Raw genomic sequence first — 15,874 nt, forward strand, 5'->3', positions numbered from 1 at the left:
GCAAGGAAGGGGAGAATGGGGGTGAACGGGGAGGAGGAATCGTAAGTTATAGATTTACAGATGGTTAGATAGATGGTGCCAACCGCTGGAAAGGCCGGAAGATGAAGAAAAGATCATCTTTCCGGCCTTTTTGGTTTTGGGGACGGCCGTGTTTTACAAACCAGTATTTTTGTGATCCAATATCCCCCGAAAGACTACAGCGCGGCACATTATTTACTACAGGATAAGAAAGGCGTTCATATACCATGCATCCTGGAGATGAAAACTGATATCCTAAAACGATCCAAATATCAACTGATATCCTTATGGGCCGTCTTTGCCGGGCAGAGATGGTTCCGCATGATTATGCTGGCAGCGCTGCTGGGTCTGGGTACACCTTCCTTATCACAGGTAACCATCAATCTTGATCTTTCCGCAAACAAGGACACGACCGTTGTTATCGATGATATAGCCCGTAATGGCAACGCCTGTTCCGGCAGTAACTGTATCGTGTTCAATATCAAATTAAACAGCGGATCCGATCGGGTTAGCCTTGACGTACTGAAACCGGCGCCGACAGGTGCATCTACTTATTACCAGGTAAACTGCGGCACAGTTACTTCACTGGCAACGCCGGTCTGTATCTCAGGATTATCAACCGTGTCGATTTCATTCTGTAAGACCGGTAATGATAAGCCCACCTACACAATCAGTGCTTCTTCACTCGTAAAAGCTTCTGACGACATCACCCTGCGCCAGGGCTGTTCGGGAACGATGAGTGTAACGGGGTTGAGTGCGGCCTCGGTTACCTGGACCTCGATTACCGGTACCCCCGGTCAATACAACAGTTACCTGAGCTGCACCAGCGGATGCACCAGCACTACGGTTACACCGCCGGTGGGTGCACCGGCCTATATCGATTACCGGGTCAGCGGTTCTACCACCGCCTGCGCCGGAGCACGGGCAGATACCGTCAGGGTGTATACCACGCCGCCACTCAGCGTGGCCATCACACCCGCCAATCCCGCCATCTGTTCGGGTGCCAGCACCACTTTAACGGCCACCGCCTCCGGCGGAAATGCACCTTATGCTTTTTCCTGGAGTTCGGGTCAGACAGCCTCTTCCATCACTACCGCTACACCGGCAACCTATACCGTTTCAGTGTCGGATAATACCACCGGTTGCGGACCCATTACACAAACAGCTACCGTAACCGCAGCGCCAACGCCCACAGCACCCACGGTAAGCGGGGTCACCATCTGCGCAGGCAGCACCGCAACGCTGTCGGCCACCGCACCGGGTGGCACCTATAGCTGGTTCGATGCGCCTTCGGGCGGCAACCTGCTGGCAACAGGCAGTTCCTTTACCACCCCCGCACTCTCGGCCAGCACCACCTATTATGTGCAGACACTGGTATCTAACTGCAGCAGCAGCCGCACAGCGGTTACCGTTACCGTTAACCCCATACCCAGTAACCCAACGGTAAACAACGCCACGATCTGCGCGGGCAGTGCCGCCTCGCTGAATGCTACAGCACCAGGCGGAACCTACCAATGGTACGATGCAGCCACCGCCGGTAACCTGGTATTCACCGGGAGCAGTTTTACCACACCCGCATTAAATGCCAGCACGAATTATTATGTTTCCAGCACCCTGTCGGGCTGTACCAGCGGCAGGTCAACCGCAGCGGTAACCGTCAACGCCATACCGGCAGCGCCCACGGCTTCTTCGGCCACCATCTGCACCAATACCAGCGCTTCGTTGCAGGCCACGGCTCCGGGCGGTGTCTACGAATGGTATAACCAGGCTTCGGCAGGTACATTGCTGGCTACCGGGACGGGATATACCACACCCGCGCTTACCAGCAATACCACCTATTATGTACAGTCCACAATATCCGGCTGTACCGGACCCAGGGCGGCTGTTTCGGTCACCATCACCAATAGTCCCGCCCCTCCCACCGCGGCAGGAGCAGCCATCTGTGTTGGCAACAGCACAACACTTACCGCCACCGCTCCCGGCGGACCTTACGAATGGTATGGCGTGTCCAGCGGCGGTACAGCCCTCTATACCGGTGCTTCCTATGCCACACCCGTGCTGACTGCCGATGCCACCTATTATGTTCAGGCCGGTGTGGCCGGTTGCATGAGCAGCCGCACAACGGTTAGGGTTACCGTCAGTTCAATACCCTCGGCACCCGTGGCAAACAATGCCAGCATATGCGCGGGCAGCACCGTTACACTTACCGCCACCGGCGCGGGCACCAATCAATGGTATGATGCCGCTTCGGGTGGTAACCTGCTTACATCAGGTAACAGCTATCTTACGGCCGCCCTGAACAGCAGCGCGGATTATTATGTTCAGACAGTGGTAAACGGATGTGCGGGTCCGAGGAAAACAGTATCCGTAACGGTCAATGCCATTCCCTCCGCACCGGTGGCCGCTGCAGTAACCATCTGTACCGGCACAAAAGCAAACCTGCAGGCAACTTCTCCCGGCGGTTCGTATGGATGGTACGGATCCCCATCGGGCGGAACACAGCTGGCAACAACGGCCAGTTACCAGACGCCGGCGCTGACAGCCTCCGCCAGTTATTATGTACAAACCTCCATTAATGGTTGCACCAGCGACAGGACCGCGGTGCCGGTAACGGTATCTGCCTTACCATCCGCACCCACCGCGTTGCCGATGACGATCTGCGCAGGCAATACCTCCACCTTAACGGCCAGTGCACCAGGTGGTAGCTATGAATGGTACGATGCTTCTTCGGGCGGTAACCTGTTATCGGTTGGCGTTTCATACACCACCGCCACGCTAACCGCCGGCAAAACCGTGTATGTGCAGACAACCGTGGGAGGCTGCACCGGCCCGCGGGCGGCTGTGAGCACAACGGTGATCGCCCTGCCTGCCGCGCCTTCGGTTACGCCGGGCGCTGTCTGCGGGGGTAATACGGTAACGCTTACCGCCACAGCGCCCGGCGGCACTTATCAATGGTATGATGCGCCTTCGGGCGGAACATTACTGGGCGGCGGTACCAGTTATACCTCGGGTGTGCTTGCCGGTAATTCCATGTTCTATGTAAGTGCAACCATTTCGGGATGTACGGGCAGCAGAACAGCCGTTCCGGTTACCGTTACGCCTATCCCGGCGGCACCGGTTGTTTCGGGTACCACCATCTGCGCGGGCAATACAACAGATCTTTCAGCGGCTTCATCGGGCAGCAGTGTTGAATGGTACGATGCCGCTGCCGCAGGTAATCTTCTGTTTACCGGCAATACCTTCCGTACCGCCACGCTCAGCGCCAACGCTTTTTATTATGCGCAGGCCGTCGTATCCGGCTGCACCAGTGCAAGAACCGGTGTGGCGGTAACAGTAACACCATTACCCGCTGCGCCCACGGTGGCGGATAAGACCGTTTGCCAGGGTAATGCAGCATTGTTTTCAGCCACCGCGCCGGGCGGTGTATACCATTGGTATTCACTGGCAGGCGGCGGCACCCCGCTGTTCACCGGCGCCAATTATGCAACGGGCGTATTATCGGCCACAACACGGTATTATGTAAGCGCTTTTGTTTCGGGTTGTGAAGGACCCATGGCCATGGTAACGGCAAATGTGATTGCCACACCCGCCGCACCCAACGCCGCCGGAACCGCTATTTGCCAGGGCACGGGTACCACCGTTACCGCCACCGCGCCGGGCGGTGTATACGAGTGGTACGATATGTCTGCTTCCGGGGTATTGTTATCAACCGGTGCCGCTTTTAACACACCGGTTCTCAATGCAAACACCACTTATTACGTACAATCCGTAAGCGCCGGTTGCATTGGTCCCAGAACAGCCGTAACCGTTACGGTAATACCCAAACTCAGCCCCTCTTTTCAATACGCTTCGGGAACTTTCTGCCTGTCGGGCACCAACCCCCTGCCAACGATCGCCGGCGGGTTATCGGGTCTGTTCAGTGTGGCGCCGGCAGGACTGGTATTCAGCAATACTGCCACCGGCGAGATCAACCTGGCGGCCAGTACGCCCGGCAGTTATGTACTGAGTTTTGTAACCAGCGGCGCCTGCGTGTACAGCAGCTCGTCCAGGATCATGATAACCAATACGCCCAATGCCGCGTTCTCCTATGCGGGTCCTGTTTGCCAGCAGCAGCAGTCCATCCAACCGGTTTTTGCCAGCGGCGCCAGCGCCGGGGTATTCTCGGCAAATGCTGCAGGTCTTGTGTTTGCCGATGCAAGCACGGGTGAGATAGACCTGTCGCGGTCTGCCGCGGGTACCTATACCATTACCAATGGCATTGCTGCTGCCGGAGGGTGTGCGGCTACATCGGCATCGAATACGCTTACCGTTAATCCCGCCGCCACCGCCCGTGCCGGTGTTTCGCAAACGATCTGCGCGGGCAACCCGGTGCAGCTTAACGGATCGATGGGCGGATCGGCAACCGGCATCACCTGGTCGGGAGGGAAGGGTGTGTTCTCCAATGCCAGCCAGCTCAGCACCGGCTATACCCCCGCGCCGAACGAAACGATTGCCAAACTGTTTCTTATCACCGATGACCCGGCCGGTCCCTGTGCCGCTGCGGTCGACAGCCTGCTTGTTTTCATCACACCCAAACCGGCAAACCCTGTGGTATCGGGCGCAGAAGCCTGTACCGGCGCCAGCGCCACCATTATTGCCACTTCACCCGGCGGTGTGTACGAATGGTACGATGCCGCTTCGGGAGGAACCCTGCTGGCATCGGCCGCATCTTATACCACGCCTGTTTTAACGGCCAATACCACCTACTATGTACGGTCCGTTATCAGCAATTGCGCCGGTGATCGCGCACCGGTGACCGTAAAAGTTGCGCCTCCGCCCAGGATCAACAGTCCCGGCGCCGCTATGGTCTGTACCGGTTACCCCATGCTGTACGAGATCAGCAGCGACCAGGCGGGGGTGTCGTACCGGTGGTCGAGAAATACGATCGCGGGCATCAGCAATGCAGCCGCATCCGGTTTTACCAGTACCTCTATCAGCGAGGTGCTGAACAATACCGGCAGCACGCCGGTTGCCGTTACGTATTCCATCGTTCCGGATAACGGCAGTTGCACGGGCGTGCCATTTTCTCTGGTATTAACGGTAAACCCCACGCCGGCGGCGCCCGGTGTTACGGCAAGCTCTCCTGTTTGCGTGGGCAGTACCCTGTCTTTATCAACCGCTTCTGTTACCGGCGCCAGCTATGCCTGGACAGGGCCCGATAATTTCAGTTCTTCGCAGCGCAACCCCGTGCTGCCGAATGTTACGCTTAAGTCGGCCGGCGTATATGCCGTAACGCTTACCGTGAACGGTTGTACCAGCCAGGCGGGCAGTATCAATGTTTTTCCGGTGATTGCGGCACCCACCGCCACCAATAACGGCCCTGTATGCGAAGGCAGCAGCATACAGCTGACGGCCGGTACGCTTGCCAATGCCACCTACCGGTGGACGGGCCCTTACGGGTTCAGCTCGGCGCTGCGAACGCCGGTGATACCCTCCGGCACCAAACTGCATGCAGGCATGTACTACCTGGCCGCATCCATCGCCGGTTGCCCGGGACTGACGGATTCAACAAGGGTAACGGTGAACCTGCCTCCGACAAAACCACAGGTCCGCAGCAATGCGCCCATCTGCTCCAGCGACTCACTGGTATTTGCGGTTGACAATATCCAGGATGCATCATATAAATGGACCGGTCCGAATGGGTTTTCAACAACAACACAAAACCCGGTGATACGCAATACCACCGCTCAATACAGCGGAACGTATACTGTAGTGGCAAACACACCGGGCTGTGCCATCACTTCCAATGCATCCGTTCCTGTTACAGTAAAACCTACACCCGGTGTACCTACGCCCGCCAGTAACAGTCCTGTATGTGCGGGCGGCACACTGTTTTTGTTTGCCACATCGGCCAGCGGCGCCAATTTCCAGTGGCTGGGAAAATCGGGATTCAGCACCACCCAGCAAAATCCTTCGTTAACGAATATCAGCCTGGCGGATTCCGGCACTTACCGCGTGGTGGCTTCCCTCAGCGGTTGTTATAGCGATACGGCGCTGACCAAAGTGGCGGTGGTGGCACCTGCACAGGCCATGGCAGGCAGCGACCAGTCCGTGTGCGCCAACAATGCCGTGGTTCAGTTGCAGGGTGTTATACAGGGCGATGATACCCGTACAGGAATATGGGCCAGCTCGGGATCGGGTGTGTTTCTTCCGTCGACCACCAGTCTTTTGGCTAGGTATATTCCCAGCAGCGGCGATACGGCAGCCGGCAGCGTAAAGCTGACACTTGTCACTACCAATAACAAGGTCTGTCCCGTTTCCGGCATGTCGGTCAACATCCTTATTACAGATGCGCCCGTTGCTGATGCCGGCGCCGATGTGGCGATCTGCTCCAACGATTCGCTGATCAGCCTGAAAGGAAAGGTCATCAATGCCGGCGGTGCACAATGGTATTCGCAGGGAACCGGTTATTTCAACAGATCGGGCAACGGCGATCTGCAGCCGGTATACGTGCCGTCTGCACGCGATATCAGAACCGGCAAAGTAAATTTCTACCTTGTTACAACCGGTAACGGAAGCTGCCTGGCTGCTGCCGATACATTAAGCGCCGTTATCAACGCTGCGCCGAAAGTGAACGCGGGTGCCGACAGGATGATCTTTCTCGATGATAAAGTGGTATTGAGCCCTTCCATAACCGGCAACGTGGTTCGCTATGAATGGTCGCCCAACAGCAACCTCAGCAGTAACCAGGTGCCGAATGCGGTGCTTACCGGCAAGGAGAGCACCACCTATACGCTGCGGGTTACGGACGACAAATCCTGCACAGCTTCCGATGATGTATTTATCAAGGTGCTGAAGCCGATAGCCATACCCAATGTGTTTTCACCCAACGGTGATGGCATTCATGATACCTGGGAAATACCCGAACTCAACAATTACCCCGGCGCCACCGTTGAAATATTCGGCAGGAGCGGGATGCGGCTTTACTATTCCGTGGGCTACAGCAAACCCTGGAACGGAACCTACGAGGGCAAGCCCGTTCCGGTTGCCACTTACTACTACATCATCCACACCAATTTCAACAACAAAATGTTTGCAGGATCGGTAACGGTTCTCCGGTAAAAAAATAACAGGGCCGGTGCCGGTATGCTGTTATTTTTCCAATGCCTGGTATACCGCCACTTTGAATTTTTCTGCGATATCGCCATGGCTCATGGGGTACTGCTGTAAAACGAATTGCGCAACGATCTTATTCCTGGGGTCGATCCAGTAAGATGAAGCAAACATGCCTCCCCAGCTAAACGTTCCCAGCGGTGAATTGCTGCGGGCCTCGTCGGCTTCCGTCACCACCTGGAAGCCCAGGCCGAACTTGGCCGCCCTGCCCATATTGATATCGCCGATCTGGTTAATCGTCATCAGGTGCAGGGTGTTGGGGCTTAACAGTCGCTTTCCGTTGTAATCGCCGCCATTCAGCAGCATTTGCATGAATACCGCGTAATCATAGGCGGTGGATACCAGTCCGCCGCCACCGGAATAAAAACTTCCGTCTGCAAGCGCAGGATAATCACGGATGAACACGCCGTTCAGGTACATTTTTTCAGGTGCGTTGATCACTTTTTTATTTGCGTCTTCGCTGTGCAGCATGGCAAGACGGGCTTGCTTGTCTTTGGGCAGATAGAAATAGGTGTCTTTCATGCCCAGCGGCTCAAATATTTTTTTGCGGAAGTAATCATCAAGGCTCATACCGCTGATCACTTCGATTACGTAACCCAGTACATCGGTATTGAGACCGTAGGTATATTTTTCGCCGGGCTGGTGAACAAGCGGCAGCGATGCCAGTCTGTTGATATTGTCGGCGAGCCTGCTTCCGCCCATAAGACCGATACCGCCCACAACGCCGTGTTTGTAGTAGATGGCATTCATCTGCTGGCTTCCGATCTGTGCATAACCGATGCCCGATGTATGGGTGAGCAGGTCCCGGATAGTGATCTCTCTTTTGGCCGGAACGGTGGTGTAGCTGGTATCCGCGGCATTGAATTTATCGAGCACCTGCGGTTTGCGGAACCCGGAAATGTATTTTGAAACGGGTTCGTCGAGCAGTAAGCGGCCGTCTTCGTAGAGCATCATAATGCCCACGCTGGTGATGGCTTTTGTCTGGGATGCAATGCGGAAGATGGCATCTTTCTGCAGCGTGTTGTTTTTTACCGCGTCGTCGATGCCGATGCCCTTGTGGTAAACGATATTGCCATCTCTCGCAACAATGGCTATGGCACCTGAAATCCAGTTACTGTCTATATAGGACTTCACCAGCCTGTCGATCCGCTGCAGGCGCTCCGCAGAAAATCCTGCTTTAGCCGGTGCTGCCGGAACCAGTGTTCGCGACTGCGCAATAATAACCGATGCAAATAACAGCGTAAACGCCGTACCGATAATTCTTCTCATGGCAAATCAATTTGCCTCAAATTAATCAATCAGAACGAGAGATATTCCCTCAGTCTCCCCAAACCTTTGGGTGCTCGGCAAAATAGGGGATGGCGAATGCGCCCATCAGGCCGGTGATGAGTTCCACGCCGAGGGTAAGACCGCGCGCGCTTTCGGGCATCGGCTCGCCGGTGGGGAGCATGTAGGGGCCGAGGGGGATAAACGCCACCACAGCCGTCAGCACCAGGCATAGGCCGATGTAAACGACCAGTCCGGGTTTGATGAACTGCAGGATCAGCGAGTACACAATACCGCCCAGCACCAGCGTTGGAATGGTGAAGAAAATAATGGTGTTGATGTTGATGAATTCGGCGAATTCATACCCGGTGATCTTCCGGTACACAAAGTCGAAGATCAGGTTGATAACGGTTGCACCAATACCAACGAACAATCCGCCCAGTATACCCCGGGCAGAAATATTGTAGTGGTAGGCACTTGAAGATTCGGTCAGCATACAGTAGCGTTTTCGTGTAACAAATAAGGTTTACCAAAAAACAGTCAGTTGCGTATGTCCGAGGCTATGGGTAAGAGCTGGTATAAAGTTCCGAAGAATTTGGGATTTCAGGAGGAAAATTTGCGGGACTGAAAAGCGGAATGGTCAAAAGGTTGGATGGCTACATTGTTTTATTGTTGCCAATAGCCATTCAACAATGTAGCCATCCAACCTTTTAACTATATAACCACCACCGCCACCTGGTAATAATTATTCACCGCGCCCACCAGCTCCGTTTGTACATAGAAGGCTTCGGTGAAGATCCGGAGGGCCTGGAACTCGTGGTTGGGTACGTTGAATTCGTCGAAGAAAAGAATATCTCCTTTTTTCAGGTATGGGTACAGCGTGGATAAGGCAAACAGGGTGGAAGAAAACAGGTCTGCATCGAGGTGAATGATTTTCCTGCGGTTATTGTGCATCGGGTGCTCCTGTAAAAAAGGCACCAGCGTATCCTGGAAAAGTCCTTTTACAAATTTGGCGCGGTGATCGGAGAGACTGGGCACATCGGCATACATATCGCCCTTGCCAAAGAATACGCCCCATTTTTCGGGCAGGCCTTCAAAAGTGTCGAACCCGTAAAAACGGGAATCGCTGTTGGTATTGGCTTTCACCCACCATTCGAACGATCTGCCGCCGAATACGCCGAACTCCAGGTAATCTGCCGGTATATCGAGCAGGGAATACTGGCCGGCAACATACCGGTACAGATCGTATCGTTTATTGTAGTTGCGTTTCAGAACGGGGAAATCGTTGAACTCCGTTTTTGGCTGCCTGGCTATCCAGCGCGATAAGGCCAGCGTATTGGAAAAGAACAGCAGCGGGTTGCGCAGAAATCCCAGCCAGGCATGCGGGCGCAGCAGCAGGATCAGGTGTTTACAAAAAGCATTCAGGGCGATCAGTGTTCTTTTCATAGGTTCAGGCGAAAATAAAGCTGTAACCCGCCGGCAGTTACTGCTGCGGTCTCTGTAAAATAAGTTTTTCGATAACGATCGGAAAATGCAGGTGTTCCAGGGCGTGGATCTTCTGCGCCAGCAACTCGGGTGTGTCTGCCTCCGCTATGGCACAGCTGGCCTGGAAAATAGCTTCGCCCTCGTCAAAATGTTCGTTCACATAATGAATGGTGATCCCGCTTTCTTTCTCTTTGGCTGCTATCACGGCTTCGTGTACGTTCATGCCGTACATTCCCTTGCCGCCGTATTTGGGTAACAGTGCGGGGTGTAGGTTGATGATCTTACGCGGGTAAGCCGCGATCAGCGAACCCGGTATTTTCCAGAGAAAACCGGCCAGCACAACAAAGCCGATACCCCTTGCTGTCAGCTCCGGCACATAGGCATCGCCCCTGAAAAAACGTTCTTTCTCGATCAGCAGGGTCTCGATCCCATGGTCTGCGGCGATCTGCAATACCCCCGCTCCCGGTTTGTTGCAAACGATCAGTCCAACCCGGATCGAATCCTTTCCCGCGAAATGCGCAATGATCCTTTCCGCATTCGACCCGGCCCCCGATGCAAAAATGGCGATATGAATCCCGGATGACGGATGGGTTTCTCCTTCCGCCGTTTTACTTTCTTCCGCAGGCCTCGGGGTTGAGGTTGCAGACTTATTCACCGCCTCATGAATAAACAGTTTCGCCTCCTTTCTCTTTTTGTGTCTTCCCGGTATCCCCAGCTTCTCCAGCAGCTTCCGCTCGTATTTCCAGAAAAAAGCCCATTGTCCGAGTAACGCTCCGTAAAACAATAAGAGTAGCTGGTAGCCTACCAGCAGCATCGCCAGCCGGAGCAGCAGTTTCCAGGCCCAGTGCGTATATGCATCAAACCCGAGCCAGCCGGTGATATAGCGGGTAAGGATAGCAGCGGTGGTGCCGGTAAGACCGAAGGCAATAAAGATGATCCAGAACTGGCGGGTGCTTACCCCCCATTTCTGCTGCAGTCGTTTGAACATGGGGGCAAAAATAGTTGATAGGTTGATAGGTTGAAGAGAGAAGCCCGGTTGGGAACGGTTATATTGTTTAATTGTTTAATAGCTGCGTTGCTGCCGGCATACCACCAGCGGGAATCTGCCATTTAATTTACCATTCATCAATAAAGCCATACAGCCATTCAGCAATTAAACCATGCAGCGGCTCAACTATTCTTCCGCTCCATTCCATGACAATTTGCACATCTTTCCCTCGGTAATCCGCTGAAATGCAGGCTGGATAAGGGTAAAAAAATTTTAAGGAGGTTTGGTTTTTGTCAGCTTCCTGTCATATTTTTGCCCCCGTTCACGGATATTTTTCCACACCAAGAATCACCCGTTTGTGAATATGATATCTTTTAGACGTTTAGCCAAGACAACGATAACCGGAACAATCCTCTTATTCGGCACTTTATCAGTAAATGCACAAGACGGTAAGACATTATTTCAGACAAATTGCGCCTCCTGTCACGCGGTTCACAAAAAACTGACGGGTCCGGCGCTGGCTGGCGTGGAAGACCGTTGGCCCGATAAAACCAAGCTGCATGCCTGGGTGCATAACCCCGCGGGTTTTGCCAAAACCGATGCCTATGCAGCCGGTCTGATCAAAGAATATGCGCCTACGCTGATGACTGGCTTTCCCCAGCTGAGCGAGAAAGATATCGACGCGATCGTTGACTATATTAAAACTGTTCCCGATCCTTCCAAAGCGGGTCCTGCTGCCGGCCCTGTTGCGGAAAAAGGCGAGGAAAGCGATAACAGCCTGTTATTCGGTATCCTTACCCTGATCCTGGCAGTGGTTGCGCTTACTTTATTACAGGTAAATGCCAACCTGAAAAAACTGGCCGACGAAAAAGAAGGTCATGGCGGTGTTGAACCCGTGCCTTTCTGGAGAAACAAGAGCTATATCGCCATGATCACGATCGTACTGTTCGTTATCGGCGGATACCTTACGGCCAAGGGCGCCATGGCGCTGGGCCGCTCAAAAGACTACGAGCCCACGCAACCCATTTTCTACTCTCATAAAGTGCATGCCGGCATCAACCAGATCAATTGCCAGTACTGCCATATTGGTGTATACCAGGGCAAACAGGCCACCATTCCTTCGGTGAATATCTGTATGAACTGCCATGCCGCCATTACGGAATACAACGGCGAAAAACTGTACAATGCAGAAGGCGAAGAGGTGAATGGTACCGCGGAGATCCAGAAACTGCACAAATACGCCGGTTTTGAAACCAGTAAAACCTGGGCCAACTGGGATCCGTCCAACGCAAAACCGGTTGAATGGGTTCGCATCCATAACCTGCCCGACCATGTTTACTTCAACCACTCACAGCACGTAAAAGCCGGCCAGGTGGCCTGCCAGACCTGCCATGGTGAGATCCAGAAAATGGACGAAGTAAAACAGTTTGCAGACCTGAGCATGGGCTGGTGTATCAACTGTCACCGCGAAACAAAAGTTCAGTTTAAAGACAACGGATTTTACAGCATTTACGAGAAATACCACGAAGACCTGAAAAACGGAAAGATCGACAGTGCCAAAGGCATTACGGTTGAAAAGATCGGTGGTACGGAATGCCAGAAATGTCACTATTAAGCAATTTGACAATTTAAAGATTTGAAAATTGTCGGTTTTGGATTGCCTGATTTCAATGCGAAGTACAACAGAAATTTAGAATAAAGAAAGCGGGAATTGAAAATATGCTTCAATGCATGTTCAAATTTTCAAATTCTCAAACCCGCCTGCCGGGTGGCAGGTTTTCAAAATAATACGATGGAAAAAAAGCACTGGCAAAGTTTTGGAGAGCTGAATCAGTCTGATGCATATCAGAAAGATACCAGGGACGAATTCAGGGACGAGCTTCCTTTTGTGGGCGATGAGAGCAAAAGCTTCCTGGCCGCCAAAGCGCCGCGCAGGGATTTCCTGAAATACCTTGGCTTCAGCACTGCCGCTGCAGCCGTTGCCGCAAGCTGTGAGATGCCCGTAAAAAAGGCGATCCCCTTTGCCAACAAACCCGAAGACATCGTTCCCGGCGTTGCCAAGTATTACGCCACCACCTATGTGCAGGATGGCGATGTGCTGAGCATTCTTGCCAAAGTGCGCGATGGCCGCCCGATCAAAATAGAAGGTAATGAACTGGATCCGTTCAACGGCGGTGGCACCTCCGCCCGTGTTCAGGCTTCCGTTCTTGACCTGTACGATACCGCCCGTCTCCGTTTTCCTACGATTGACGGCAAGGAAGTGACTTTTGAAGCGATCGACAAATCCATCGCCGGCGCTATGGCAGGTCCGGTGGTGATCCTCACAAGCTCTGTCACTTCTCCCACAACCAAAGCGATCATTGCCGAATTCATTGCCAAATACCCCGGAAGCCGCCATGTAACTTACGATGCGGTTTCTTACAGCGGTATGCTGCTGGCCAATGAAGCCACCTACGGTAAAAAAGCCATTCCTTCCTATCATTTCGAAACTGCCAAAGCCATTGTGAGCATCGGCGCCGATTTTCTCGGTACCTGGCTCAGCCCGGTGGAGTTTGGCAAACAATACGCCACCGGCAAGAAGCTGAACGAGAAAGCGCCCGAGATGAGCAGGCATATCCATTTCGAAGCAGTGGCCAGCCTCACCGGCGCCAATGCGGATGAAAAATTCCTGCACCGTCCTTCCGAAACAGGCGCCATACTGACCGCGCTGTTATCGGCCGTGAACGGACAGGGCGTAACCGGCATCAGCGATGCCAAACTGAAAGCGGGCATCGAAAAAGCCGCCAAAGCGCTTACCGAAAACAAAGGCGCCGCCCTTGTGGTTTGCGGAAGCAACGATGTGAATGCGCAGATCGTCACCAATGCCATCAACGAAGCCGTTGACGCCAATGGTAAAACGATCGACTGGACCGCAACCGTGAATAGCCGCCAGGGTGTGGATGCTGATTTTGTGAAACTGGTGGAAGACATGAATGCCGGAACCGTGGGAACCATCCTTGTCCACGGCGCCAATCCTGCCTATACCTGGTACGATGCGGAGAAATTCAAAGCCGGACTGAAGAAAGTAAGAACAACGATTTCATTTGGTGCAAAAGCGGACGAGACAACAGAGCTCTGCCGTTATGTACTGCCCGATAGCCATTTCCTGGAGAGCTGGGGTGATGCCGAGCCAAAAGCCGGTCATTATTCCTTTATGCAGCCGACCATCTTCCCGCTGTTCAAAACACGCCAGTGGCAGGACAGCCTGCTGAAATGGTCAGGAAATACAAACGATTACCTCGCCTACCTCAAGAATTACTGGGGAACACAGGCTGGTGGTGAAGCAGGCTGGGATAAAGCATTGCGCGATGGCGTGATCAATCCTGCCACACCGGTTGCCGTTTCGGCCGCTGCATTCAACGGCGCTTCGGTTGCCACTGCGCTGACGGCCCTGGCTTCGGGTAAGAAAGGCGGTAAGACCGAACTGGTGATATACGAGAAAGTGGCCATCGGTGCCACCGGCGCTGCCAACCCATGGCTGCAGGAAATGCCCGATCCGGTTACCCGTGCCACATGGGATAACTACGTGATCGTTTCTCCTGCGCTGGCCCGCACACTGCTCAGCATTGATCTGAACCATAACGGCCAGGCCGATGACTACGAGGTAAACCCTCCGAAACCCGTTGTTAAAGTAACCGTAGGCGGCAAGACCATCGAACTGCCGGCACTGATCATACCAGGCACACATCCCGATACCATCGGTATTGCATTGGGATACGGCCGCAGCGAAAAAATGGGTAAATCAGTGGTTGGGTCAGGTAAGAGTGCCTTCCCGCTGCTGAGTTTTAACGGCACCACCGTGAGCAACACCAATGTGGATGTTACCATCACGGCCACGGGCGAAAAATACCCGGTGGCCCTTGTTCAGACACATAACCGTTACGACACCACACAGGGTGAGCGTACCGAAGTGGTGAAAGAACTCACGCTGGCAGAATACAAAGAACATCCCACCGAAATACTCGAAGAACGTGAAGAAGAACTGAAACCATGGGGTGGTCTTGAAAAATTTGAAGGCAAAGGAACCTTATATCCTGTATACGACAGACCCGGTATCAAATGGGGTATGAGCATAGACCTCAACAGCTGTAACGGTTGCGGTGCCTGCGTGGTGGCCTGTAACGTGGAGAACAATATTGCTGTTGTGGGTAAACCCGAAGTGCTCCGCGGCCACGAAATGCACTGGCTCCGTATCGACCGCTACTACAGCGGTGATATGGACAACCCGAACACCGTATTCCAGCCGATGCTTTGCCAGCACTGCGATAACGCTCCCTGTGAGAACGTTTGTCCGGTGGCGGCAACCAACCACAGCAGCGAAGGCCTGAACCAGATGGCCTATAACCGCTGTATCGGTACCCGTTACTGCTCAAACAACTGTCCGTTTAAAGTGCGCCGCTTCAACTGGGCCGATTATATGGGTGCCGACAGCTTCCCGCATAACCAGGATATACTGAGCGATGTGGTGCTGAACATGAACGACGATCTTACCCGTATGGTGCTGAACCCGGATGTAACCGTACGTTCACGTGGTGTGATCGAAAAATGTTCATTCTGTGTACAGCGTCTGCAGGAAGGTAAACTGGAAGCAAAACGGAACAGCCGTCCGCTCGAAGATAAAGATGTGAAGACAGCCTGTCAGCAGGCCTGCGCCAGCGGTTGTATCACTTTCGGTAACCTGAACAACCCCAACAGCGAGGTGTCCAAACTGAGAAAAGACAACCCGAACCGTTCCTTCCATGTGCTGGAGCAGCTGCATGTACTGCCAAGTATTTCTTACCTGGCAAAAGTGAGGAACTCGGAAGAAGCGCATGGTAAAGCGGAAGAGAAGAAAGAAGCGCATTCATAGTCAAACGTGAAAGACAAATCCCCTTTCACCTTTGACAAAAAGAAGTTGATTCAATAAAAATAGCTATAGCCTATTAA

Annotated in this window: 7 protein-coding genes; 3 read left to right on the forward strand and 4 right to left on the reverse strand. The window is 53.5% G+C overall.

The window, feature by feature from the left end; translation table 11 throughout:
- Window positions 1–339 precede the first annotated feature (339 nt).
- A complete protein-coding gene (locus GWC94_RS01295; RefSeq protein ID WP_161833194.1) occupies window positions 340–7,119 on the forward strand; it encodes an Ig-like domain-containing protein in 6,780 nt (2,259 codons plus the stop codon).
- A 30-nt stretch (window positions 7,120–7,149) separates the two neighbouring features.
- Here the strand turns inward: GWC94_RS01295 and GWC94_RS01300 are convergent, their stop codons facing one another.
- The 4 genes from GWC94_RS01300 to GWC94_RS01315 form a co-directional block, all read right to left on the reverse strand.
- The gene (locus GWC94_RS01300) at window positions 7,150–8,439 is read right to left on the reverse strand and encodes a serine hydrolase domain-containing protein (protein ID WP_161833195.1); all 1,290 of its coding nucleotides are present in this window, start codon (window positions 8,437–8,439) and stop codon (window positions 7,150–7,152) included.
- A 49-nt stretch (window positions 8,440–8,488) separates the two neighbouring features.
- Window positions 8,489–8,932 carry a hypothetical protein gene (locus GWC94_RS01305; protein ID WP_161833196.1) on the reverse strand — a complete coding sequence of 148 codons (444 nt, stop codon included), beginning with the start codon at window positions 8,930–8,932 and terminating at the stop codon, window positions 8,489–8,491.
- A gap of 218 nt (window positions 8,933–9,150) precedes the next feature.
- A complete protein-coding gene (locus tag GWC94_RS01310; RefSeq protein WP_161833197.1) occupies window positions 9,151–9,882 on the reverse strand; it encodes a TylF/MycF/NovP-related O-methyltransferase in 732 nt (243 codons plus the stop codon).
- A 37-nt stretch (window positions 9,883–9,919) separates the two neighbouring features.
- Window positions 9,920–10,909, reverse strand: a complete 990-nt coding sequence (locus GWC94_RS01315; protein WP_235918418.1) for a phosphoribosylglycinamide formyltransferase — start codon at window positions 10,907–10,909, stop codon at window positions 9,920–9,922.
- A gap of 364 nt (window positions 10,910–11,273) precedes the next feature.
- On the opposite strand from GWC94_RS01315, the gene GWC94_RS01320 reads away from it, so the two are divergent.
- Entirely contained in the window at window positions 11,274–12,524 is a 1,251-nt protein-coding gene (locus GWC94_RS01320; protein WP_161833198.1) for a c-type cytochrome, read from the forward strand.
- A gap of 177 nt (window positions 12,525–12,701) precedes the next feature.
- Window positions 12,702–15,797 carry a TAT-variant-translocated molybdopterin oxidoreductase gene (locus GWC94_RS01325; protein ID WP_161833199.1) on the forward strand — a complete coding sequence of 1,032 codons (3,096 nt, stop codon included), beginning with the start codon at window positions 12,702–12,704 and terminating at the stop codon, window positions 15,795–15,797.
- Window positions 15,798–15,874: the final 77 nt, after the last annotated feature.

The organism is Sediminibacterium soli (genome assembly GCF_009939225.1).
In the GTDB taxonomy this organism is placed as follows: Bacteria; Bacteroidota; Bacteroidia; order Chitinophagales; family Chitinophagaceae; genus Sediminibacterium; species Sediminibacterium soli.